The 23,170-nt window shown below is 69.9% G+C and carries 21 protein-coding genes; 9 read left to right on the forward strand and 12 right to left on the reverse strand.

Annotation, left to right across the window (positions count from 1 at the left end; all coding sequences use genetic code 11):
* Positions 1-23: 23 nt before the first annotated feature.
* Positions 24-776, reverse strand: a complete 753-nt coding sequence (locus tag IPK71_08765; protein MBK8213829.1) for a glycerophosphodiester phosphodiesterase — start codon at positions 774-776, stop codon at positions 24-26.
* Between the two features lie 149 nt (positions 777-925).
* On the opposite strand from IPK71_08765, the gene IPK71_08770 reads away from it, so the two are divergent.
* The 4 genes from IPK71_08770 (at position 926) to IPK71_08785 (ending at position 6,133) form a co-directional block, all read left to right on the forward strand.
* Positions 926-1,768, forward strand: coding sequence for an MBL fold metallo-hydrolase (locus IPK71_08770; protein ID MBK8213830.1), 843 nt, complete (start codon positions 926-928; stop codon positions 1,766-1,768).
* Between the two features lie 116 nt (positions 1,769-1,884).
* Positions 1,885-4,845, forward strand: a complete 2,961-nt coding sequence (locus tag IPK71_08775) for a PD40 domain-containing protein (protein ID MBK8213831.1) — start codon at positions 1,885-1,887, stop codon at positions 4,843-4,845.
* An 87-nt stretch (positions 4,846-4,932) separates the two neighbouring features.
* On the forward strand, positions 4,933-5,457 hold the full coding sequence (locus IPK71_08780; protein ID MBK8213832.1) for a hypothetical protein: 525 nt from the start codon (positions 4,933-4,935) through the stop codon (positions 5,455-5,457).
* Between the two features lie 37 nt (positions 5,458-5,494).
* Positions 5,495-6,133: a hypothetical protein gene (locus IPK71_08785; GenBank protein ID MBK8213833.1), complete on the forward strand. Its 639-nt coding sequence runs from the start codon at positions 5,495-5,497 to the stop codon at positions 6,131-6,133.
* Between the two features lie 101 nt (positions 6,134-6,234).
* Here the strand turns inward: IPK71_08785 and IPK71_08790 are convergent, their stop codons facing one another.
* The gene (locus tag IPK71_08790) at positions 6,235-6,384 is read right to left on the reverse strand and encodes a hypothetical protein (protein MBK8213834.1); all 150 of its coding nucleotides are present in this window, start codon (positions 6,382-6,384) and stop codon (positions 6,235-6,237) included.
* 242 nt (positions 6,385-6,626) lie between these two features.
* On the opposite strand from IPK71_08790, the gene IPK71_08795 reads away from it, so the two are divergent.
* A complete protein-coding gene (locus IPK71_08795; GenBank protein MBK8213835.1) occupies positions 6,627-7,169 on the forward strand; it encodes a hypothetical protein in 543 nt (180 codons plus the stop codon).
* An 85-nt stretch (positions 7,170-7,254) separates the two neighbouring features.
* On the opposite strand, the gene IPK71_08800 is transcribed toward IPK71_08795, so the two are convergent.
* Positions 7,255-7,416 carry a hypothetical protein gene (locus IPK71_08800; protein MBK8213836.1) on the reverse strand — a complete coding sequence of 54 codons (162 nt, stop codon included), beginning with the start codon at positions 7,414-7,416 and terminating at the stop codon, positions 7,255-7,257.
* A gap of 290 nt (positions 7,417-7,706) precedes the next feature.
* On the opposite strand from IPK71_08800, the gene IPK71_08805 reads away from it, so the two are divergent.
* Positions 7,707-8,330, forward strand: coding sequence for a thymidine kinase (locus tag IPK71_08805; protein ID MBK8213837.1), 624 nt, complete (start codon positions 7,707-7,709; stop codon positions 8,328-8,330).
* 7 nt (positions 8,331-8,337) lie between these two features.
* On the opposite strand, the gene IPK71_08810 is transcribed toward IPK71_08805, so the two are convergent.
* Positions 8,338-9,690: a penicillin-binding protein gene (locus IPK71_08810; GenBank protein ID MBK8213838.1), complete on the reverse strand. Its 1,353-nt coding sequence runs from the start codon at positions 9,688-9,690 to the stop codon at positions 8,338-8,340.
* A 103-nt stretch (positions 9,691-9,793) separates the two neighbouring features.
* Between IPK71_08810 and IPK71_08815 the strand changes: the two genes are divergently transcribed.
* Positions 9,794-12,184 carry a hypothetical protein gene (locus tag IPK71_08815; GenBank protein MBK8213839.1) on the forward strand — a complete coding sequence of 797 codons (2,391 nt, stop codon included), beginning with the start codon at positions 9,794-9,796 and terminating at the stop codon, positions 12,182-12,184.
* Between the two features lie 71 nt (positions 12,185-12,255).
* On the opposite strand, the gene IPK71_08820 is transcribed toward IPK71_08815, so the two are convergent.
* The gene (locus IPK71_08820; protein ID MBK8213840.1) at positions 12,256-14,220 is read right to left on the reverse strand and encodes a DUF4105 domain-containing protein; all 1,965 of its coding nucleotides are present in this window, start codon (positions 14,218-14,220) and stop codon (positions 12,256-12,258) included.
* Complete coding sequence (locus IPK71_08825) at positions 14,217-14,879, reverse strand: DUF3015 family protein (GenBank protein MBK8213841.1); 663 nt, start codon at positions 14,877-14,879, stop codon at positions 14,217-14,219. The genes IPK71_08820 and IPK71_08825 overlap by 4 nt, the downstream gene beginning before the upstream one ends.
* A 63-nt stretch (positions 14,880-14,942) precedes the next feature.
* Here IPK71_08825 and IPK71_08830 point away from each other — a divergent pair, with 63 nt between their 5' ends.
* Both IPK71_08830 and IPK71_08835 read left to right on the forward strand, forming a co-directional pair.
* The gene (locus IPK71_08830; protein MBK8213842.1) at positions 14,943-15,740 is read left to right on the forward strand and encodes a sigma-70 family RNA polymerase sigma factor; all 798 of its coding nucleotides are present in this window, start codon (positions 14,943-14,945) and stop codon (positions 15,738-15,740) included.
* Positions 15,737-16,186, forward strand: coding sequence for a hypothetical protein (locus tag IPK71_08835; protein MBK8213843.1), 450 nt, complete (start codon positions 15,737-15,739; stop codon positions 16,184-16,186). Before IPK71_08830 ends, IPK71_08835 begins: the two co-directional genes overlap by 4 nt.
* A 48-nt stretch (positions 16,187-16,234) precedes the next feature.
* Here IPK71_08835 and IPK71_08840 read toward each other — a convergent pair whose 3' ends face one another.
* The 6 genes from IPK71_08840 to IPK71_08865 all read right to left on the reverse strand — a co-directional run bounded on the left by IPK71_08840 (position 16,235) and on the right by IPK71_08865 (position 23,131).
* Positions 16,235-17,677 carry an aspartate aminotransferase family protein gene (locus tag IPK71_08840; GenBank protein ID MBK8213844.1) on the reverse strand — a complete coding sequence of 481 codons (1,443 nt, stop codon included), beginning with the start codon at positions 17,675-17,677 and terminating at the stop codon, positions 16,235-16,237.
* A 145-nt stretch (positions 17,678-17,822) separates the two neighbouring features.
* A complete protein-coding gene (locus tag IPK71_08845; GenBank protein ID MBK8213845.1) occupies positions 17,823-19,052 on the reverse strand; it encodes an FHA domain-containing protein in 1,230 nt (409 codons plus the stop codon).
* A 100-nt stretch (positions 19,053-19,152) separates the two neighbouring features.
* Positions 19,153-19,746, reverse strand: a complete 594-nt coding sequence (locus IPK71_08850; protein MBK8213846.1) for a hypothetical protein — start codon at positions 19,744-19,746, stop codon at positions 19,153-19,155.
* 52 nt (positions 19,747-19,798) lie between these two features.
* Positions 19,799-21,148 (reverse strand): HAMP domain-containing protein, encoded by a 1,350-nt coding sequence (locus IPK71_08855; GenBank protein ID MBK8213847.1) that lies wholly within the window; start codon positions 21,146-21,148, stop codon positions 19,799-19,801.
* A gap of 23 nt (positions 21,149-21,171) precedes the next feature.
* Positions 21,172-21,876 carry a response regulator transcription factor gene (locus IPK71_08860; protein MBK8213848.1) on the reverse strand — a complete coding sequence of 235 codons (705 nt, stop codon included), beginning with the start codon at positions 21,874-21,876 and terminating at the stop codon, positions 21,172-21,174.
* A gap of 208 nt (positions 21,877-22,084) precedes the next feature.
* A complete protein-coding gene (locus tag IPK71_08865; protein ID MBK8213849.1) occupies positions 22,085-23,131 on the reverse strand; it encodes a hypothetical protein in 1,047 nt (348 codons plus the stop codon).
* Positions 23,132-23,170 lie beyond the last annotated feature (39 nt).

Here is a 23,170-nt window from a genome sequence, read left to right on the forward strand (position 1 = left end):
CCGGGCCCCGTGTGGCGCTCGGCTCACGGCGCGGCGTAGGCCTTCGCGACGGGCACGATGCTGCGGGGATCGTTCGTGACGATCCCGTCGGCGCCGAGGGCGAAGAGACGCGCCGCTTCGCGAGGGTCGTCGATCGTCCAGTAGTCGACACGGATCCCGAGGGAGTGGCACTTGTCGATGAAGCGCGCGCCGTCGAGCCTCACGGGGCCCTGGCTCACTGGAATTTGTGCGGCGCGACCGTGCGGCCCGAGGCGCTCGAGCAAAAGCTCCGGGAGCGCCACCAGCGAGAGCACCTCGGTCGCGCCGAGGCCGGTGGTCGCGTAGCCGAGCCTCCGGGCGGCCCGCACGTTGCGCGCATGAAAGCTCGTGAGGCGCACCCGCTCTTCGGCCCCGAGCTCTCGAACCAACGCGACCGCCCGGCGCACGAGCTCGTCGCTCGAGGGCTTGAGATCGACGTTGAAGAAGGCTTCGGGGAAGGCGGTGAGCGCCTCGTGCAGCGTAGGCACGCGGAACGGCGCGCGGGCCTTCGGGTGCCTCCTGCCGACGTCCCACGTGCGAACCTCGGCGAGCGTGCACTCCGCCACCTTCGCGTCGTGCCCGGCCGTGCGCGTGGCCGTCGCGTCGTGGAAGACCACGATGGTGCCGCAGGACGTGAGGTGCACGTCGGTCTCGATCGCGTCGGCCCCCACCTCGAGGGCACGAGCGAACCCCTCCAGCGTATTTTCCGGGAGCTCTGCCGGCGCACCACGATGCCCGTACACGGTCTTCGGCGTCACGCTACGCTCGGTAGCAAAGATGGGCGCCCTCGGGGGCACAAGCCGCACGCAAGAGAGAGGCGAGCTTCGTGACGCTGTACGAACGAGTCTTCCCGAAATGGCAAAAAGATAAGCGGTTTCGGGTATTTGGTGACGAAAGTGGGCCGGGTGTGTCGCTCACGTGGCTCGGCACCGCGAGCTTCGTGGTCCGAACCGCGACGACGACCGTGCTCGTCGATCCGTACGTCACGCGGTTGGGCCTGCCGGGCCTCCTCTTCGGCCACGAGCCGGACGAGCGCGCCATCGCTTCGGCTTTCCCGAGCGTCGTGGACGCCATCGTCTGCGGGCACTCGCACTACGACCACGTCGCGGACGCGCCGCGCATCGCCAAACGAACCGGCGCCGTGCTCGTGGGCTCGGAGAGCACGTGCGCGTGGGGCGAGGCCGAGGGCCTCCCGAAGGACAAGCTCGTCGCCATGGGGAGCCGCGGAGGTGTGGTCACCGTCGGCGACGTGGAGATCCGCCTCGTGCCGAGCGCGCACGGAAAGGTGGTGCTCCACCGCGTGCCCTTTCCCGGCACGGTCGAGCGCGTGTCTCGGCTGCCTCGCCCCGTGTGGGCCTACAAGATGGGAGGCGCCTTCGGTGTGCTGCTCCGCGTCGGTGATCTCCGCATCTATCACAACGGCAGCGCCGACCTCGTCGACGCCGAGCTCCGCGGGATCTCGGCCGACGTCCTGCTCGCGTGCCTCGCGGGGAGGCGCTCCACGCGCGCTTACGTGAAGCGCCTCGTCGACCACCTGCGCCCCGGGCTCGTCGTCCCCACGCACCACGACGCCTTCTTCGCCCCGCTCGAGCGCGGCGTGCACCTCTTGCCGGGCATCGATCTGCCTGGATTTCTCGAGGAGTGCGCGACGTACGCGCCCGAGGCGACGCGCCTCACGCCGGATTACCACGAGCGACTCTGGGTGCCCTCGGGCGACCCTCGAGCCGCGTGCCTCGTCCGTGGCACCTGACGGCGCATCGCGCGCGAGAGGCTCCGTCGCTCGAGGGGCGAGGCGACCGGGGCCGTTTTTTGCCCTCGAATGTTCGGCAAATCCTCCCGCCCGAACGTATGCTTCGCGGCCTTCCGGTGCGCTTTCTTCGGCCTCTCGTCGTCGCGGGTCTGTCGCTCGGCGCGCTCGTCGCGCTCGAGGCCCCCGCCCGCGCGGCCTTCGACCCGGAGCTCGACTACCAGACGATCGAGTCGAAGCACTTTCGGATCACCTACTACCGCGGCCTCGAGGACGTGGCGAAGCACGTGGCCGATCTCGCGGAGGCCGCGCACGGCACGCTGAGCCCCACCATGGGCTGGGATCCCGAGGACAAAACCGAGATCTCGCTCACCGACACGACCGACGGCGCCAACGGCTCGGCGACCGCGCTCCCGTTCAACGCGATCCGCCTGAACGTGACCGCCCCCGACGACCTCTCCCCCTTGGGTGACGTCGACGACTGGCTGCTCGCGCTCGTCACGCACGAGCACACCCACGTGCTCCACCTCGACAACATGACGGGCCTCCCGACGCTCGTGAACCGCATCATCGGCAAGACGCTCGCGCCGAACCAGGTGCAGCCGCGCTTCATCACCGAGGGGTTCGCCGTCTACTTCGAGACCACGCGCACGAGCGGTGGAAGGCTGCGTTCCAGCCTCTGGAACATGTACATGAGGACCGACGTCCTCGAGCAGAGCTTCGCGACGATCGATCAGTTCTCGAACTACGTGAGGCGCTGGCCGCAGGGGAACATCTGGTACCTCTACGGCTCGTTCTTCGTCGAGTGGCTCGCGAAGACGTACGGCGAGGACACCATCCGCCGCATCTCCGAGGAGTACGGTCGCCAGCCCATCCCCTGGGGCCTCTCGCGCACCGTGCGCCGGGTCACGGGCAAGACGTGGGACGAGCTCTACGACGGCTTCCGCGAGGAGATGCGTCGGCGCGCGAAGGCCACGCGCGACGAGGTGATGGTGCGCGGGGTACGAGAAGGTGTGCGCCTCACGTTCCACGGGCAAAACGCACGTTATCCGCGCTGGATCCCGAAGAACGCGTACCCCGACCACGAGGGTGGTCTCGTCTACTACCGCGAGGACGCGCACACACGGCCGGGCCTCTGGGCGGTCGATCTCGAGCGCGGCCCCGACGGCGCGCCCAAGGTCTCCGCGAAGGCCCCCGAGACGGAGCTGCTCGTCCGCACCGCGGGAGACGCCTACGCGGCCTTCGAGCCCGATGGCTCGCTCGTCTACAACTCGCCGGCCGTCTTCTCGAACCTCTTCACGTACAACGACCTCTACCGCGTGGGCCGCGGCGAGAAGAGCCCCTCGGCGCTCGACGGCGTGCCCGTGCGCCTCACCGAGGGCTTCCGCGCCATCGATCCGACGGTGTCCCCCGATGGCCGGCGCGTCGCCTTCGTGACGAACCACCACGGGACGCGCTACGCCCAGGTCGCCGACATCGGCCCCGACGGCGTGTCGAACGTGCGCGAGCTCGTCCACAACGCGCCGTACGAACAGAGCTTCACGCCGCGCTTCTCGCCCGACGGAAAATACGTCGCCCTGAGCCACTGGTCGAAGGGCGGATACCGCGACATTTGGCTCGTCGACGTGGCTTCGGGCACCGTGCGCGAGATCACGCACGATCGCGCGCAGGATGGCGGCTGCTCGTTCTCTCCCGACGGGCGCACGCTCTACTACCACTCGGATCGCACGGGCGTCCCGAACGTGTACGCGCACTCGCTCGACACCGGGAAGACCCTCCAGGTCACGAACGTGCTCACGGGCGCGTTCTACCCGGAGGTGTCGCCCGACGGGAAAACCCTCGCCTACATCGGCTACACGAAGGACGGCTTCGACCTCTTCGCGATGAAGCTCGACGCCCAGCGGTTCCTCGAGCCCGTCCCGTACGTCGACACGCGGCCCTCGCCCACGCACCCCGTGCTGCAAGGCAGGTACGAGGCGAAGCCCTACTCGCCGCTCCGCACGCTTCGCCCGCGCCGGTACTCCCTCAGCACCGCGCCCGGCAATTTTGGCCAGGTGGTGAGCGCCTCGGTGGCCGCGAACGACATCTCCGGCCTCCATGGCGTGGCCGCCACGCTCACGCAGGAGCTCGAGCGCCCCGAGGTCCAAGGCAGCCTCTCGTACGCGTACTTCGGTCAGCGCTTCGACACGTCGGTCACGGCGTTCCGCAACATCGCCCCGCGCCCTTTCCAGGTGGGCTCGCAGAAGCTCACGGCGATCCAAGAGGCCGTCGGCCTCGCGACCGGCATCAGCTATTCGAAGTCGCGGCTCTACGACACGCAGTCGTTCGCGGCTTCGTACTCGCTCCAGAGCTTCGGCACGAAGCTCCCCACGTCCGACATTCGCTACGACCCGTACGAGACGCCCACGCGCCTTCGAAACGGCCTCGCGGGCGTCGCCGCGCTCGCCTACTCGTACACGAACGCCGAGCGGTACCTTCAGAGCGTCGGGCCCGAGCGTGGGCAGTCGTTCCAAGCGAACCTGAGCTTCGCCACGCCGGCCCTCGGCAGCGAGTTCTCGGGCGTCACGGCCAACGCTTCGGTCGCGCAGTACTTCACCATGCCGTGGCTCTCGCACCACTCGCTCGCGCTCCGCTTCGGCGCGGGCACGAGCGGCGGCTCCTACCCAGGAAAATCTGCCTATTTCGTCGGTGGTTTCGTCGACACGCCCGTGGTCGACAGCATCGCGCAGACGCTCGTGCAGGGCGGCATCGTGCTGCGTGGGTACCCGGCCGGGTTCCAGGGCGGGCAGCACTTCACGTTGGCGAACGCCGAGTACCGGTTCCCGATCGTGAACTTCGATCGTGGCTCGTCCACGCTCCCCATCTTTTGGAACCGGCTCACGGGCGCGGTCTTCTTCGACTACGGCGCCGCGTTCGACGTGTTCGGCGAGGCCAAGTACAAGTCGGGCACGGGCGGCGAGCTCTGGCTCGAGACGTTCCTCGGCTACGGCCTGTCGATGACGTTCCGCCTCGGGTACGCGCGGGGGCTCGCGAGCGAGGGCATCGACAAGATCTACTTCGTCGCCGCCGTCCCGTACTGAAAGTAGGGAAGGTACCTACAGCGGCGCTGCGAGGAAAAACGCGCCGAGAATTTGTGTTTTTTGCGCGCGTCTCCGTAGGGTGCCCTCATGCGTACGACCTTGCTCTCGGGCCTCGTCCTCCTCGCGATCGGCTGCGCCGGCCAGTCTCGCCCGGCCCGCATGCAGGAGGCGGCCACCGAGGTGAACTTGAACGCGCGCTTCGGGCGCATGGAGCTCGCGAGCGAGCACGTGGCTCCGCAGGGGCGACCGGCGTTCTTCGGTCATCGCAAGGTGTGGGGCTCGCGTGTGCGTGTGGTCGACTCGGAGCTCGTCGGCGTTCGCTTCGAGAAGGACGAGTCCGAGGCCGTCGCGATGGTCCGCATCGCGTGGCAGCCGGTCGACGACGGGGACCTCCGGGTCACCACCATCAAGCAGACCTTCAAAGACATTCGCAACGGCTGGTACCTCGTGAGCGAGGACCGCGCCGAGGGCGACGTGGGGCTCTTCGGCGAGAAGCCCGAGGCTCCGCAAGATGCCCCCCAGCAGGCGCCGCGGAAGTCCAAGTTCGACACCATTCGCTTGGGCCAATCGGGCTCGGCGGGTGGGCACGAGAGCACGATCGACGACCCATGACTTGACCGAGGGCCCGCGCCTCCGCACCGTTTTAGGCGTGAGCACCTCCGGCGGCCTGCGGCTCCTCGTGTTCGACACCACCTGCCGCCCGAAGGGCCCCGGGGTGGGCCTCTCCACGGCGTGGTCGGTCGGGGCTCGCCTCTACCGTGCCCGTGGCCTCGTCGACGCGTCCATGGGCGTCCGCTCGTGGGCCGAGGCGCTCTCGTTCCTCGCGTCCCACGGCGGCGCGGAGCCCATCCGCGAGATTCAGTATTGGGGCCACGGCACCTTCGGCAAAGTGTGGGTCGCGAAGGACGCGCTCGACACGTCGCGCCTCTCTTCGCCCGAGCTCCGCGTGCCCCTCGATCGCGTGCGTGACAGGCTCGCCGCGGCGCGCGAAGAGGGGCACGAGCCGCTCGTGTGGCTTCGGACCTGCGAGGCCTTCGGGGGCCCGTCGGGGCACACCTTTGCGGCGGCGCTCGCGTCGCGGCTCGGTGCTCGTGTGGCCGGGCACACGCACGTCATCGGGGTGCTTCAGAGCGGCCTCGTCGCCCTCCGGCCCGGCGAGACCCCGTCGTGGCCGTCGTCGATGGGGCTTGGTCCTCGCGGAGAGCGTGGGCACGGCCTCCCGTCGCTGCCCAACGAGCCGAACACGGTCCACTTCCTCACGTCGAGGCTACCCGCCTACCTCGGCTGACCCCTCCGCGACGAGGCCGAGGAGCCGACCTCCGGGCGACAAAATGAACACGAGCGAGCCCAAGAGAGGACTCGCTCGTGAGGAACCGAAGGGGCTCTGCCTTACTTGGCAGCGGCCTTCTTCGCGGGCTTCTTGGCGGCGGCGCCCTTCTTGACCTCGGGCGCGCGGCGACGAGCCTCGCGAGCCTTCTTCTTGGCCTGGGCCTTACGGCGCTTCATCTTCATCGAGTTGCGGCGGTCGAACTTGCCCATCGTCGTTCCTGTTCTGCGATTTTGGAAGCTGGCGAGGGCGAGACGCACAACGCCTTGCAAAAGGGAAGAGCACCTAAGACCAAAGGCCCTCGCTTGTCAAGACCTCGTGCCCTTTCGTGCCTTTTGGTGATGTGAGTTTTGCCGAAAGAGCATCTCCGCTGGCGGCCGAACCGGTCGTTCTATCGAAAATGCTTGGCCTTTTCCGTTGATTGCAGCATGCTTGTAGGTTTAGGCTGAATCGAATGGGTCCGTTCGTGCACCTTGCCTCGTGCCTCGACCTCGCTCGCGCCGATATCGCGGTCGCGCTCGAGTCCCGCGATGCTTGTTTTGCGCTCGGTGCCCGCCTCTCCTACGTCTCTCGCACCGGGGAGACGGCCGACGCGCTCCTCCGGCTCTTCGCGTTCCTCGCCTCGGGCTCCGCCGAGTGGGTCGACGGCGAGGTCCGCATGGAGGTGTCGAGCCGAGAGCCCGGGAGCGCCATGGTGACGTTCTTCGAGCGTCGCATCGATGGCTGCGACGTCGAGCTCTTCCCGCCGCTCCGCTTCCTCGTGAGCCCCGAGGATCTGCGTCACGCTGCCGCCGCTCGTCCCGAGTGGAATGGTCGCGTCGAGGCCCACGACGTGGGCCCGGGCATGCTCGAGGTCGGCTTCGCATCCCCGCGATCCACGGGGGTCAGCAAATCGGGCGTACGCGTCGCCACTCGCCCCGACGCCGTCGAGCCCGCCCGTCAGACGCTCCGCGTCGGCCCGAGCGACGAAGCCCTTCGCAAGCTCCGCGAGGACTGAAGCCCACGTCGGTAGCCGCGTTCACGTCGCCGTCCCTTCGTGGCGCCGGCGCCTTCGCGACCGCTCCGCAGATGCCGCCCGAGCTTCAGCCCGTGTTTTCCGCCACGGAGTCTTCGCGGTTGCGAACCTCGAGGCGGTACCGGCTGTTGATGGTCTCGATGTAGAAGACCTCGCGGCCCGCCATGCGAAGGACGCGCTTCACCGGGGTGGTCACGTACTCGTGCATCCCGTCGGGGAACTCGATCACGACCACGGAGCCTTTCCGCGGTGCGCGAACAAGACGCCCAGCGACGGCGCGAGAGCCTTTGCCGAGCTTGCGAAGGACGACGTCCACAATTCGAGGATAGCATCCGAATGCCCCTCGTCTACCGAGACTTCCACGCTCGTACGAAAGGTACGCCGGGCGCTGCGCGCAAGACCAGGTAGGAAGGGCGCCTACGGCGGAAATCGCGGGAAAAATGGCCCTCTCCGCGACGGCGCGTCGTGCGCCGTGGCGAGGATCGACGCGGCCCGAAAAGGCTGGTAAGGCCGCCCCCGATGGACCGACAGCGCCTCGCCGAGCACCTCTCCACGCCCTCCGACGGTCCGCGTGATCCCTCCGAGCTGCGCGGCTGCATCGAGGTGGTGTGCGGCTCCATGTTCAGCGGCAAGACCGAGGAGCTCCTCCGCCGCGTGAAGCGCGCCAAGCTCGCGCGTCTTCGTGTGCAGCTCTTCAAGCCGCGCATCGACAACCGCTACGACGAGGTCCGCGTGGTGAGCCACGAGGGGCTCACGGCCGAGGCCACGCCCGTCGGTACGGCCGAAGAGCTCGAGAGCCACGTCCTCGCGTCGACCCACGTGGTGGGCATCGACGAGGTGCAGTTCTTCGACCTGGGGGTGCTCGCGCTCGCGCAATCGCTGGCCGATCGCGGGGTTCGCGTGATCTGCGCCGGCCTCGATCAAGACTACCGAGGCGAGCCCTTCGGGTGCATGCCGCAGCTCATGGCGATCGCCGAGTACGTCACCAAGTTGCATGCGGTATGCACGCGGTGCGGAGGCGAAGCGAGCCGCTCGCAGCGTGTCGTGGCCCGCGAGGGCCAGCTCTTCGTGGGCGGCGCGTCGGACTACGAGGCGCGGTGCCGCAAGTGCTTCGTGCCCACCGTGGTGGAGCCGTCGCGCTGAAGCAGGCCTATTTCGCCTTGTGCCGGGCGACCTGCGCCGGGTGCACCTCGGGGAAGGTGACGCCCTGCACGTTCTCGGTCGCGAAGAAGCCCCGCAGCATCTCGCGCGCGACCACGTTGGCCTTCACCTTCCACACCGGGCCGTTGACGACCAACGTGGCGATGGCGACCTGACGCTGCCCGGGGGCGGGGTGGCTCGGCGCGAAGGCCGTGAACCACGTGTAGTATCTCTGTTTCTCGGCGTCCGTCAGGGTGCCCGTCTTGCCGGCCACCTGCACGCCCGCGAGGTACGCGTTGCCGCTCTTGTCGTGGAACGCTTTGTACGACGTCCCTTCGGAGACGGTCTTCTCCATCATTTGGGTGACCGCGCTCGCGACGTTCGTCGTGTAGAGGCGCTTGCCGACCTGCGGGGCCGGCGCGGTGTAGAGGGACTTGCCCGCCGCGTCGACGACCTCGGACACGATACGCGGGCGGATGGGCTCGCCTCCCCGCGCGACGACGGCGCTCAGCCACGCGGCGTGCAGCGGCGAGAGCGTGGTGTTCCAGAACCCGGCCGCGGTGCGGGCGTACGCGAGCCCACCCTCCGAGGGGATCTTGAGCGCGCTCGCCTGCACCGGCACGTCGAACGGGAGGGGATCGCCGAACCCGTACGCCTTGGCCGTTTCCTCGAGCTTCTCGGGCTTGAGGTGGCGGAGCGCGAGCCGCGCGAACACGGTGTTGAGGCTGCGCCCCATCGCCCCCGCGAGCGTCGCGCACCACTTGTCGCGCGCCGGATCGGGGACGAGGTCCTTGTCGGTGATGCGCTGCTCGCCGCCGGAGTAACACTCCTTCTGCTCGGGGCTCACGCCCGCGCTGTCGACGAGCGCCGTGCCCGTGACGACCTTGAAGACGCTCGCGGCGGGCGCCGTCGCCTCGATCGCGAGGTCGCGGGGGCCGCCCTTCTCGAGGTGGCTCGCGTAGGCCAGCACGTTCCCCGTGGCGACGTCGATCATGACGACCGCGCCCTCGGGCAGGTGCTGCGCTTCCATGTAGCTCGTCGCGAGCTTCTGCAGCCGCGGATCGATCGTGAGCTTCGCGTTGCGCCGCTCGGGCATGAGCGCGACGCCACGGCCCTGCTCGAAGACGATCTTCGAGAGATCCAGGCCCGCGAGCTGCGGCGGCGGGGGCTGCGTGAACTTCTGCCGCAGCGCGATCGCGTCGGCCTCGTCGCTCGACTCGGGCGCGACGAGCGAGGCCAGCGTGCCCGACTCCGCTTGCGACGGGCTCGTGCCGCTCACCTGTGCCGGGACGCGCTTGGCCGCCACGATCACGATCCCCAATGCCACGACGGGCACACCCATTCCGATCCAGCGCTTACGCATCGACGACGGGAATGACATGGCGGCACGCCCCCGGCCAAGTTCCCGACCTGCGGAAAAGTGGGAGAGGGCGCAACGTGCCCGAAAACGTGCTGAACTTCGCCGCGTGAAGGCTCCCTCTCTCCTCTCGCTCGTGTCGCTCTCGGTCGTCGCGTCGTTCGTCTCGTCGACAAGCGGCGTGGCCCACGCGGCCGACGTCGAGGTCGCGCCACGAGGAACCACTCCTGGGCTCTCGGTCACGGTCGCGCGCGACGGAAAGTCCGTCGCCTTCGCGCGAGCCGGAGGGAAGCCCGTCGAGGTCCAAGTGACCGGTCGAGCGGTCGCTGGAAAAAAGCCCGAGGTCGTGGCGCTCTCCGTGGGCGAAGGGCAGAAGATCGTTCACGTCCGCGTGACGACCGAAGAAGGGCCGTGGGAGGCCCTGCTCTCGCCCACGAGCGACGAGCCGCTCTTCGCCGGGCGCACGGGCTACGCACGCGGCACGTTCGGTGAACGCGAGGGGAGCCGTGTCGACGTGACCCCGAAAGGGGACGGGACGGTGTCCGTCGTCGTCTCGGATATTCGTGAAGATACGCGCATTTGCGGCGAAGAGAGCACCCCCCTGCGCCCGCGCGCGCTCGACCCGCGCACGCTCACGCTGCGAGGCGCCACGGTCCAGCGGCTCTCGGTCGCGGCGAGGGCTAACGCGCGCCGCGTCTCGGCCACGCGCGTCTCGGAGCCACGGCCGCCCATCGCGAGCCTGCTCTCGCTCGCCGGGGAGAGTGGAGGTCAGGGCCTCGCGAAGAACCTCGTCGACGGCCGCCGCGACACCGCATGGACCGAGGATCGCCCGGGGATCGGCCAAGGGGAGTTCGTCACGTTCCGCACGCCCACCGAGCTCGGGATCAAGCGGCTCACGGTCGATCTCATGCCCCAAGGCGCACCGGAGGACTTCGCCCCGCCGAAGCTCCTGTATCTCGTCACTCCGGGCGAGGTGCGCGCCGTCGAGATCCCCGAAGACGTCGCGTTCGCCGAGGGAGGCTCGGTCGAGATCGGGCTCGGCGAACCGCTCCGAGGCGAGTGTGTGTCGGTGGTGCTGGGCGAGGCCTACGCGCGAGGGGTGAGCTCTCCCCGGGTCGGGTTCTCGGGCCTCTCGGCCTACGCGGCGCTCGAGGACGTCCCGCTCGCTTCGATCGTGAAGGATCTCGGGGTGAACGGCGAGCCCGGGGAGGCGGCGCTCGCGTTCTTGAAGCGCGCCGGCGACAAGGGCCTCGCGGCGGTCGCCGAGGCCTATCCCTCGTCGACCCCGATGGGGCGCGCGCGCGCCGTCGACGTCGCGACCGCTGCCCCCTCGTGCGACGCCGCGGGCCGTGTCCTGCTCCTCGGGGTGGTCGACTCGGACAAGGAGGCCTCGCGAAAGGCCAGGGACCGCATCGAGCGCTGCGGGCGCGGCGCAGCCAAGTCGCTCGCCACGGGGCTCGTCTCCGACGACCCGAAGCTCCGCGCCGTGTCGGCGGAGCTGTTCGGTCTCGTGGCCCCTCGAGAGGCCCTCGCCCCGCTCGTCGCGGCGCTCGGTCGGGGCGACAAAGTCGAGCGCTCGTCGGTGCGCGCGGCCGTGGCCAGGGCCTCCCGGAACGCACCCCAAGCCACGCTCGATGCCTTCCTCGTCGACGCCACCACGCGTGAAAAAGTGGAAGCCATTCGAGCGTTTGGCGCGCGTCTCGGGGAGCTCGAGCACGCCGAGGCGGCGCTCTCTTCGCTCGCGCGCTCGGACGAGATGAAGGTGCGCTACGTGCTCGTCGAGCCCGCGCGTGCCCTCTCGCTCGCGCACCCCGAGCGCCCCGCGCCGCTCGCTTCGTTCCTCGACGATCGTGACGCGTACGTACGCGCCCGCGCGGCCGAAGCTGCCGCGGGGGTGCCTTCCCTCGGACCGAAGCTTTCGGCGAAGCTCACCGATCCGGAGCCGCGCGTGCGCGAGGCGGCGCTCGTGTCTCTCTCGTCGATGGGGGGCGCGCCGGAAGTCGAGGCGATCCGCGTCTTCGAGACCGACGAGTGGACCTTCGTGCGTGTGGCCGCGGCCAAGGCGCTCGGCGCGTCCCGGGCACCGACCCAGGCCTCGGTGGCGTCTCTCGAGAAGGCCCTCGAGGGCGGGCCGCTCCTCGTGCGGCAAGCGGCGCTCTCGGCGCTCTCGGCGCGGAGATCCACGTCGTCGGCCGGCGCCATGGCCAAGCTCGCGCGTGACGCCGACTCGCCCCTCGAGCTCCGTGTCGCCGCGACCCGCGCGCTCGGCGCTGTGTGCGCGTCGTCCGAGGTCGACTACCTCACGCGCGCGGCCGTGCGTGCGCTCGCCCCGATCGACGAGGCCGACCTGCGCGTGGGCGTCGCGGCGATCGACGCCCTCGGTCGTATCCATCCGCGTGATCTGAGCGAGCGCCTCGCGAAGCTCCGCGAGAAGACCGTACGACTTCCCCTGAAGAGCGCCGCCGACCGCGCCGTGGCCGAGACCGACGTGTGCCGGTGACACGCCCGGGAGCGCCCGGAGGGGGCCGCGGAGTGCCAGAATCGTGAGCAGTTACGGCTCTTTGTGGAGCCCTAGAAATACACGAACGACGTGAGCCCCACATCCGCCGAGAGCACCGTGCGCCTCACGGCCAGGCCGAGCGACACGGCTCTCAGGAGGTCGACGCGCAGGTCGAACGAGGCCTCGGCGGTCCACGGTGTGGATGCCCCGGGTAGCACGAGGAATCGGACGTCCGCGCCGAGCCGCGCGCTCTTCGTGAGGTCGAGGCGAACCCCTCCGGTGGGCCCGACGCCGAGCCGAAACGCGCTCCCACGGAGACCGTCGAGCGGGCTCGCGGCGTCGAGGGTGAGGCCCGGGCGCGCGAACGCCACGACCCCCCGAAGAGGCTCGATCGCGGCGCCTACCAAGGCCTCGGCGTGGGCCACGAAACAGCCCGCGCAGCCGTGGTCGCGCACCCGCTCGCCTCCGAGCCCGAATCGGTACGACGTTCCCGAGCCCGTCGCTCCGAGCGGCGCGAGCCTCTCGACGCGTAAGGCCGTGAGTCGCTCGAGCTCGACGCTGCGCGCGCCCGGGTAGCCGCGCAGGGAGACCTCTCCGGCTTCGAGTGTCCCGAGCCGAGGGAGACCGCGCGGAGGGTCGAGGGTCTCGTGGAGCAAGAGGCGCGCGCGCAGCTCGAGGTAGGCGCCGCTCCCTCCGACGTAGCCCGTGCCGACGGCCACGCGCCGTGCGCCGTGCGCGAAATGGGGCGCGTCGTCGGGCGTGGGCACGTCGAGCGGTGGGGAGTCGTCGGGGAGCGCGGCGCGCGCCGCGAGCAGGGAAAAACGAGCGGCCCGCGCCGGTACGCTCTCGTCGGTCTCGAGTAGCTCGGGGTGCTCCAGGTCGAGCCAGTCGATCGCGGCGTCGAGCACCTCGGCCTGGGTCGACGCGGGCAGCGCTCGGAGTCGCACCATGGCATCCGAAGGGGCGGGGACACGACCGAGCGCGAGCGCGATCGAGCGCCCTTCGGCCGACAGTCGCTCCAAACGCGCGAGGGCCACGGTGCGCGCGGAGGGCCTGTAGCGAACCCTGCCGACGAGCCCCTTCGCGTTCGCGACGGCGAGCACGGCCTCGGTAGGCAGGACGGGCCTCGAGAGCGCGTCGAGCAGGTGCGCTTCGGGCCGCACGACGTCGAGCAGCGCGAGCACGTGGTACGCGCAGTTCTCGGTGAGATAGAAGTAGTCGAAGCTCGTTTGTCCGAGCTCCCATAAGTGTTCGATAAAGCGGGTCTTTTCGTCGCTCGTGAGGGTGAGCTCGTACTCCCACAGATCCCGCGCGTCGTGGTCTTGGTACTCGCGCACCTTGAGGGCGTAGGGCATGGCCTTGAACGTGCCCCGGAAGCCTCCGAAGAGGCCCTTCGCGGCATAGGCGATCGCGCCCTCTCCGGCGACGTCGGCGGAGTAGTCGATGCCGATGTCGGCGAGGGGGTGCTCGGGCGCGCCCTCGCGGAGGATGCCCGTCTCGTCGCGCTCGACGCGTAGGAGCACGTGACCGAAGGCCGACGCCGGGCTCGTCACGTGGTACGCGCTGAACACGAAGAGCACCCGCTTCGGCCTGAGCCGCGCGTAGAACCCGTCCCGCGCCGCGCACACGGGCGTCGGGAGCGTGCCGAGCTCGAGCGTCTCGCCCAGGAAGCGCGCGCGCGCCGGGAATTTGCAGAGTGCATGGGAATCCCCCAGGGACGCGGGGGCGTAGAGGGCGCCGATCGTCGCCTCGAGCTCGGCCTCCGGATCGAACACGCCGCGTGGGGACAGATAGAACTCCGGGCCGTCGGGCTCGGCCTCGAGGCCGTTTCCGGCCGTGCGGTGCACGTGGAGGAGCCTCCTCCACTCGGCCGACTCGGCGAGGCGCGCGCGTTTGGCCTCGTCGATCGCGAGCGTCGCCGGGGAGCCCGAGGCTCGCGCGGGAGTGGCCACGAACGTCACCACGAGCGCCACGACGAGCCCGACGATGGCAGCGGCGAAGGCACGGTGCGGGGCTCCGCGCCCCGACGCGCTCACTCGGGCAGGTTCTCGCACGCGAGGGCCACGTCGGCCTTGAGGATCGTGCGGAGGCGCCTTGCGATCGCCTCTGGGCGCGCGTTCGGAGTGGGAAAAATCTGGGCGAACGAGGGCTTGAGCTTCCGGCCCACGGCCGAAGGATCGGCGCACCCCGCGATGGCGGTGAGGGTGGCGATCGTCTCTCCGGAGCCTCGGGCGACGTCCTTCGCGAAGGCCTCGCGGTTCTGCGCGACGAAGGCGTCGAGGGTCTCGTGGTCGTCGATCGAGTCGCAGTTCTGCGTGCCGCTCGTGATGGCGAACGTCTGCCCACCGCTCGTGTTCGTGGACGCGGCCGTGACCTGAAGGAGGCCGGGTTTGGTGCCGAAGATGATCGACCCGAGCCCGCACCCGGCGGCGCCGTAGTGGGCCTTCGGCCTGCGGCGCGCGCGCACCATGGGCTTCTCGGGCAGGGGGACCACGCTCGCGCCGTCGGTGGTGGTGGCTGCGTCGATCGGGGTGGCGTCGGTCGTGCCCCCGTCGATCGCCGGGAGCGCGGCGCTCGTGCCCGCGTCGGAGGTGCCGCTCGTGGTGCGGCCGTCGCCCTCGGCCGACGCCGTGAGCGTGGCGAGCACGAGCGCCGCGACGACGCCGAGAGCCGAGCCTTGTCCGATTCGCGTCATGCGCGGGACGCGAGGTTACGAGCCCGGCGCCCGCGCGGTCAACGACGGACCTGGGCCTCCGTGATGGAACTTTCCAGCGAGGGTGTTGTCTCGGTCGGGGTGGCGGGAGTGCGGCGTCTACCTGATGGCAGCTTTGCCACCCTGGAAGGCGCCCTGGAGCAACGCGGCGACGCGGGGCTCGAGGCCGACGTGCGCCCGCCCATCGACAACGCAGAGAGCGAGGCCTGGCCGCGTGGTAGCCTCGGGTCGGAGTCCGTGAGCCTACCGGAAGACGTCGAAGCGAAGCTCATCGAGCGCATCTTGCTGCGCGACGAGCACGCGTTCACCGAGCTCATGAAGGCCTACCAGGGGCGCGTCTACGGGCTCATCTTGCGCATGCTCGGCAACTCGGCCGAGGCCGAGGAGGTCGCGCAAGAGGTCTTCATCCAGGTGTTCAAGTCGATCGGGAGCTTCCGCGGCGACTCGAAATTCTCCACGTGGATCTACCGCGTGGCGGTGAACCACTGCAAAAACCGGGTGAAGTACCTCAAGGTGCGCCACTCGAAGCAGCAGGACGAGCTCGAGGCCGTGGCCGAGCGCATGCCCCTCGGGGACGGGCGCCGCGCCAACGTGGGCCAGATCGAGCGGCCCGACGAGGCCCTCGCGGGCCGGCAGGTGGAGCGCATCGTGCAAGAGTCGATCGCGCAGATCGATCCGAGCTTCCGGGAGTGCCTCATCTTGAGGGACGTGGAGGAGCTCAGCTACGAGGAGATCGAGGCCATCACGGGGCTGGCGGCCGGCACCGTCAAGAGCCGCATTTTCCGCGCGCGCGCGCAGCTCCGCGAGCTCGTGGAGAAGAGGCTCGGAGAGAAGATCGGATGAGCGACGACGAGAAGCGACCGGAGGATGGCGCCGACACGGAGCCGACCACGAACGAAGGGCCCCTCGACGACGAGGCCCTGCGCAAGCTCGTAAAAATGAGCTTCGCCGCCGCTCCTCCCGAAGATCCCTCCGGCTCCGGCGCGCCGCCGTCCGACGAGCCCGCCCCTGACGAGACCTCCGACGAGCCCATCCCCGACGACGCCGCCGAGGACGTGGCGATGCAGAGCCTCCTCAAGAAGGCGGTCGAGCGGAGCGACACCCAGGTCCCCGATCTCGTCGCCGGTGTGCAGCGAAAGCTCCGGAAGCGATCCCGAGGGAAGTTCTACGCCGACGGGTGGAGCACCGCGGCGTCCCGCACGGGGTACGCCGTGGTGGCCGTCGCGATGCTGCTCATCTTGGCGGTCGCCTACCTGGTGCTCGGCCCGACGGGGATCTCCGTGCGCTGAACGATAGCCAAAAAGGTCAAGTGTTTCCGTTGGTTGGGCGTGCTCGGCTCAGCGCCTCCCGAAGCGTGACTTGAGGGCGTCGAGGGCGTCGAGGGCGCGCGGGGCGAGCTCCTTCAGCTTGGAGACGAGGGGCCCGTCGTTCGACTTCGAGAGGTCGATCTCTCCGTTGCCCGGCCCGTACATGGCCTCCATCACGCCCTCGACGCCTTTGCGGACCATGCCTCGGAAGGGGACCTTGGCCATCATCCCGTACATGGCGGCGTTGCCTCGGCTCTTCCGCGACGGGTCGGCGCGAACCTCGGCCACGGCGGCTCGGAGGTCCTCGAGGTACGTGTCGATCACGTCGGCGTGTTTGGCCATCAAGGTCGCGTGCATCGAGCTCGGGTGCTGCTGGCGATCGACGGACCATCCGCGGTCCTCCATGGCGTCGGCGACGGCGTAGATGTCGATGCTCGGGTCGTTCGACGTGAACGCCACGATGGTCGATTGAGGGACGCCGAGCACGCGCAGCTCCGGGATGTTTCGGACGCCCACGACGAGCTTCTGTTTGGCCGTGAGGGTGCGCCGGGTGAGGTCGAGGTACCCCGCTTCGCCGAGCCCCTGGAGAGCGGCCCACGCGGCGGCGATGGCACCGCCGGGCCGAGTCCCGGGCATGCTCGGTGACGCGTAGATGCCGCCGGGCCAGTCGGTCGCGATGAAGAACTGGTGCTTCAGGTAGCTCATGTCTCGGTAAAGGAGCACGCTCGCGCCCTTGGCTGCGTAGCCGTACTTGTGGAGGTCGGCCGAGATCGAGGTGACGCCGTCGACGCGAAAATCCCATGGCGGGATGGCCTCGCCGAGGCGCTCGAGCCAAGGAAGCACGAAGCCCCCGATGCACGCGTCGACGTGGAACGGCACACCGCGCTCGCGCGTGACCTCGGCGATGGCGCCGATGGGATCGATGACCCCGTGCGGGTACTGCGGCGCCGACGCGGCGACGAGCACGGTGTTGCGACCGATGGCCCTCCGGAGCTCACGCAGGTCGACGCGGAAGTCGTCCCCGAGGGGGACGTGCCGGATGCGGAGCCCGAAGTAGTGCGCGGCTTTGTCGAACGCGACGTGAGCGCTCTTCGGCACGACGAGCTCGGGCTTGCCTCGGAAGCCGCGGGCGTGGGCGCGTTCGCGCGCGGCCTTCACCGCGAGGAGGATCGACTCGGTGCCACCCGACGTGAGCGTGCCCACGGTGTCCGGTCCACCGTGGAAGAGCCCTGCGGTGATGCGCACCACGTCGGCCTCCATGCGGCGGAGGCTCTTGAAGGCCATCGGGTTGAGGCCATTTTCCGAAAAGTAGAGCGAATACGCCTGCTTGAGGAGCTCCTGGTGGGCCTCGCCGCCGTCGTAGACGAGGCTCATCACGCGCCCTTCGCGCCACTTCGCGTCGCCCTGTCGAAGGGACGCGAGATCGTCGAGGATGGCGTGGTGCGGTCGGCCTTCGCGCGGGAGAGACGTCATGGCGCGACGGTACCAGAAAGGCATGCGCACGCCCGCCTCGCGCCGCCACGATCGCGCCGAGAGACCTGCGTGAGACGCCACGGATCGCCGCGCGCAAAGGCCGACGACGAATCGTCCTCGGCCTCTTTCGTACCCAAGGCGCTCGCTAGGCCGCGGTGATCTCGACGCGGAGGAGCTTGCGGCCGATGAAGACGTAGTCGCCGTGGGTGAGCTCGCGCTCGCCCTTCACGCGGATGAACGTCCCGTTGCGGCTCGTCGAGTCGTTCAGGGTGAAGCGCCCGCCGCTCTCTTCGATCTTGCAGTGCGTGCCGCTCATGTAGAGGTCGGTGGGGAAGTTGAGATCGCCGCCCTCGCGCCCGATCTGCAGGGAATTTCCGCGCGCGCACACGGTGGCGCCGAGGGCACCGCCCTGAAGGATCTGGGTGACGCGGAAGGCGCTCCCGTGTTTGGGCGACGAGTAGAAGAAGGTGCCGTCGGCCTCGGCGCCGTCCGTCTCTTGAGGGGGGCCATCGAGGCGGAAGACCTGCTCACCCGCGAGGAAGAGGTCCCCGGGCGCGAGCTCGATCTGGCCGCGGACGCGGACGTACACGCCGTTCAGCGAGTCTTCGTCGCGCACGACGAGCTTCTGCTGTCGGTAGAAGAAGTTCGCGTGCTTCGGGGAGACGAACGGGTCGTCGGGGAAGACGAGCTCGCCGCGGCGGCCGACGGCGTGGTTCTCGGCGTTGAGCTGATAGCTGAGGCCCTCGACGCCCTCGCCTCGGATGAGGATGAGCTTCGCGCGGCCCGGGGCCTGGAGCTGACCGAAGAACTGCGTCCGAGCGGTCATGATCTCGGCGGGCACCGCGGCGCCGCAGCGGCCGCAGAACTTGTGCCCCATGGGGACGGGCGTAGAGCACGAGCGGCACACGAAGTTCTTCGCTTGGTCCATGAGCTCCTCGATCGACAGTGCGTGGGCAGGCGGGTCGGCGTTCGGATCGGCGACCGCGGAAGGGTTCGTGGGGGTGACGGAGCGCGGAGGCTCGTCGCGGCCCTCGCGCCGGCGACGGAGCGGCTCCTCGAACATGTGCGCCGGGATGGGGCGCTGCCCCGCCGCGGGCCGAGGCGACACGCTCGGGCGATCGGGGATCGTGGCCTCGACGCCCGTCGGGGTCGAGCGGATCGTGCGCTCCGTCATGGGCGGCGGCACGGGCACGATCTCGTCCGGCAACGTGGGCAGAGACGGGCGCGACGACGGCGGCGGCGCGACGTGCCCTTGGCTGCTCGCGCTGCGGCGTGCGCCGAGGGTGAGGTCGTGACCGCACGACGCGCAGACGACCGCCCCGAGGGGAGCGAACGAGTCGCAGGTGCCGCACGCGATGCCGAGCTCGGCAGACATCAGCCGGAGAGCGTAGCAAAGATTTGCGCCCGGAAGACCCCGTCGTGACCTTGGGCAGCGCGAGACAAAGATTGCATCTTTTTCTATTGATTTCCGAAGGTTAGTCGACGAGCTCGAGGCGGCGTTCGGGGCTCTGGGGCCCCTTCTGCCCCCAGAGGCGGAAGAGCACGCGCCGGCACGTGGAGCCGCTCGGAGGCGCCGGGGGAGCCGTCTGCCCGGTGTGGGCCTCGGCCGCTGGCTCGCTCGGGGCGGGGCTCGTCGTCGGCGCGCTCGAGGTCGCGCGACCCGGCTTGGTGGCGGCGCGCGCGCGTTTGGGGGCCGTCGTAGCCGGGCCTCGCGGGCTCGCGATGCGCGCGGGCTTCGGGAGGTCGTTCGGATCTCCGTTGCCCATGGGCGGCTTCGGGACGCGCATCGCGAAGGAGCCCGCGCCGTCGGGAGAGGTGCATCGGACGACGTCCCCGGCCGACGGGCGCGACTCGCGGAGCACGAGCACCACGTCCCCCTCGGCGAGGCGCGCGGAGGGCGGCGCGGACGACGTGGCCAAGTAGGGCGAGGGCTTCGGGGCGTCGACCTCGTTCACCCCGTACGACACGTCGCTCACCGTCCACACGTCGAACACCGTGGCGCGCAGGACGAGCGCAGCGACCACGAGCGACGCGACGAACCAGGCAAATCCTCGGACGATGGCCCGCATCTCCGTGATCGTAGGGAGGTGTACGCGAGCGGGCCAAGAACCCTGCGAGACGCTACGACCTCGGCAGCACGATGCCGACCTCGGCGCCGACGACCTTCCCGGTGACGTCGCTCCGGTTCTTCGCGAAGGCCTTCCCCCCGTGCGCTTCGGCGATGCGGAGCACGAGCGCGAGCCCGAGCCCCGTGCCGACGCCGCGGCCGGGGGTTCGGGCCTTGTCGCCCTTCACGAACGGCTCGAACATGCGCGGGAGGAGCTCTTCGGGGATTCCCGGGCCACGATCGCGGACCACGATGCGGAGCTCTCGTGCGTCGTGCTCGACCCTCACGGTGATGGGCTCGTTCGTGGCGTGGCCGTGAGCGACCGCGTTGTTGACGAGGTTCTCGAGGGCGCGACCGAGCAGCGCCTTGTCGCACGAGACCGTGACGTCGAGCTCGATGCCGTCGTCGTCGAGCTCGAGCTCGGGCATGTCGGGGCGCGACAGCGTGGCGAGCCGGCTCCTCAGCCATGGCAAAACGGGGATGGTCTCGAGGCGCACGTCGCTGAGCCCGGCACGTGCCGCAGCCAGCAAATCACCGAGGATCGCGTCGACCTCGCGGAGCTCGCGGTCGATCGCGGCGAGCCGCTCCCCGTGCACCTCGGTCGCCTCCTCGCGGGCCATCTCGAGGCCGACACGCGCGCGGCCGAGCGGGGAGCGGATCTCGTGGCTTATCGCGGCGAGCAGCTCGCGCTGGTCGCGGACGACGCGCTCGATGCGCCCGGCCATCTCGTCGAACGAGTAGGCGACCTCGCGCACCTCGTCCGCGATGTGACGCGAGCCCCGCGCCGCCGTGTCGATGCCGGTGCGCGCGGCGAGGTCTCCCGTGCCGAAGCGCTCGGCGGCTTGCGCGATTTGCTCGAGCGGGCTCGAGATGCGCTTCGCCACCTTGCGGGCCACGGCCGAGAGCACGAGGCCGCCCATGAAGAGCCCGAAGAGGAGACGGATGGGACCTGCGGCGCCTGGGGCGCTCGAGCGCAACGCGAGGGCCCCCAGCGCCTCGCCGTCGCGGACGATGGGCACGTAGGTCGTCGTCCCGTCGAAGACCACTCCGCCCGTCGCGTGCCCGCGGCGTCGCCGCTTCGGGAGCACGTTCGGATCACGCTCGAGGCTGAAGTCGAGGCCGGTCGCCTCGCGGAGGTCGTGCACGATGGCGGCACACGCGCGAGGGTCTTCCCACTTTTGGGCGAGCTTGTTCTGCACGTGCTTCGCGACGATCTGCGCCGGGAACTCGGTGCCCTCGGGGCGCGTGACGCTCACCGTGAGCGAGCTCACCGCGAACGCGAGCAGGATCGCCGCGACGAACCAGAGGAGCAGGCGCGTCTTCAGCCTCGCGCTCCACCCGCGCCGCTGGGGCCCGCATCGCATGGGTTGGGGCCCACACCGCATGGTCAGGCCTTGCCCGCCTCGGCCGGCCGCACGAGCACGTACCCGATGCCGCGAATGGTGCGTATAACCTTCGGATCTTTCGGATCTTTTTCGATTTTTTGGCGAAGGTGGCTCACGTGCACGTCGAGCGATCGATCGACCGCCGGATCGTACGTGCCGCCCTTCAGCTGCGTCGCCAGGTCTTCCCGGGCGATGGTCTCACCGGCCCGCCGCGCGAGCGCCACGAGCAAGCGAAACTCGAACGACGTGAGCGCCACCGCGCGATCGCCGAGCTTCGCCTCGTGAGCGGGCACGTCGATCACGAGCTCTCCGACCTCGATGCGCTCGCGGGCGGGGGCCTCGGCCTTCTTGGTGCGCCGGAGCACGGCGCGTACGCGGGCGAGCAGCTCGCGCGGGTTGAAGGGCTTCGGGACGTAGTCGTCGGCGCCGATCTCGAGCCCGACGATGCGGGCGTCGTCGTCTCCGCGGGCGGTGAGCATGACCACCGGCACGTCGCTCGACGCACGCAGCGCGCGGCACACCTCGAAGCCGTCGATCCCGGGCAGCATCACGTCGAGCAGGACCGCGTCGAAGCCCCCCTCTTTGGCGCGCGCGAGGCCGAGCTCGCCCGTGGCCACGTGCACGACCTCGGCGTCGTTTTTTCCGAGGTACTCGGCGAGGAGCTTCGCCAGATCGAGGTCGTCGTCGACGAGGAGCACTCGCAGCATGCGCGTGTGACGATACAGGCGTTCGCTCTCGGTCCCAAGATCCACGGCCGTTGCCTTCCGAGCGGCCGCAGGTGGCCTCTCTCCGCCTCAGGGTGGGCCCGGAGGGCCGAATGGGCCCGCGACTCCGCCGAAAAGATTCGTAAAAGACGAGGCGGGCGTGCCCTCCGAGCTCGCCCGCGACCGTGCCTGTGCGCGAAAATGAGGACGATCAGAGCCGCGCGTCGGCCTCGACGGCGGCGCGCAGGTGGTTCTGGGCGCGGAGGGCCAGGGAGCCGTCGGGGTGGGTGCGGAGCCAGTCGCGGAAGGCCTCGGCCGACGCGGAGAAGCGGCCCTGCCGGTAGAGCACGACGCCTTGGGCGAACGTGGTCGGGTACGACGGATCGAGCGCGCCCAGCTTCTTGACCTTCTCGAGGCGGAACTCCTCGACGGCGGCGCGCTCGAGGGCCGCGAGCTCGTCGCAGCGCGCGCGATCCTTGGCGAGCTTCCGCGCTTCGGCGATGGCGCGTCGGCGTGTCTCGGACGCGTGCGGATGGCGTATGTAGAATGCATGCAGCTCGCGGAGCTCGTCGAGGCTCGGCTCGAAGTCGGGCTCTCCCGCGACCCCGGCCGTCTGGGCCCACGCGAGCTTGAAGAGCGTGGAGCGCACCGACCGTGACGGCAAGAGCTTGCCATCCACGACCCACCCCACGTCGCTCATGCGCTTCAGGAACGAGCCACCGACCTCGCGGAGCTCCGGAGGCTCGACGCCCGTGCGTTCGTAGTCGTCGATCGCACGGAGGAAGATGTCGAGCTGGATCGCGCGGAGGAGCTCCACCTCGGCTGGGGCCGTCCCTCGGGCTCGCACGAGCGCGCGCTGTACGCCGTCGCGTGCGCGGAGCACGTCACCGTCGGTCGGGGGGGTCGGGCTCGCCTGGAGCGACAGGAAGTCTCGGATGGCCGAGCCGAGGAGGCGTGTGTCGTCCGAGAGGCCCTTCTTCGCGCGCGCGACGAGCTCGCCGTCGTGGCGCTCGACGTCGGCGAGCGAGCGGGCGTCGACGAGAGGGAGCGGCACTTCGCTGGGCGGGACCGCGCGCGGGAACACGAGCGCGGCGACGAGCACCGTGACCCCGACCGGCACGAGGGCGAGCGCGCGGCTCCCCCACGACGAGACACGCTTCGCGTCGGGAGCTCGTGAGCCCCCGAGCGAGAGGAGGCGCGCGACCTCGGCAGGGAGTGGTGCGCGATCCCGCGCCGGAGTACCTTTAGTTTTCGACACGTTGCGGGCCTTGTGGGAATTGGGGCGCCTTCGCCGATT

The organism is Myxococcales bacterium, from assembly GCA_016712525.1.
Taxonomy (GTDB): Bacteria; Myxococcota_A; Polyangia; order Polyangiales; family Polyangiaceae; genus JAAFHV01.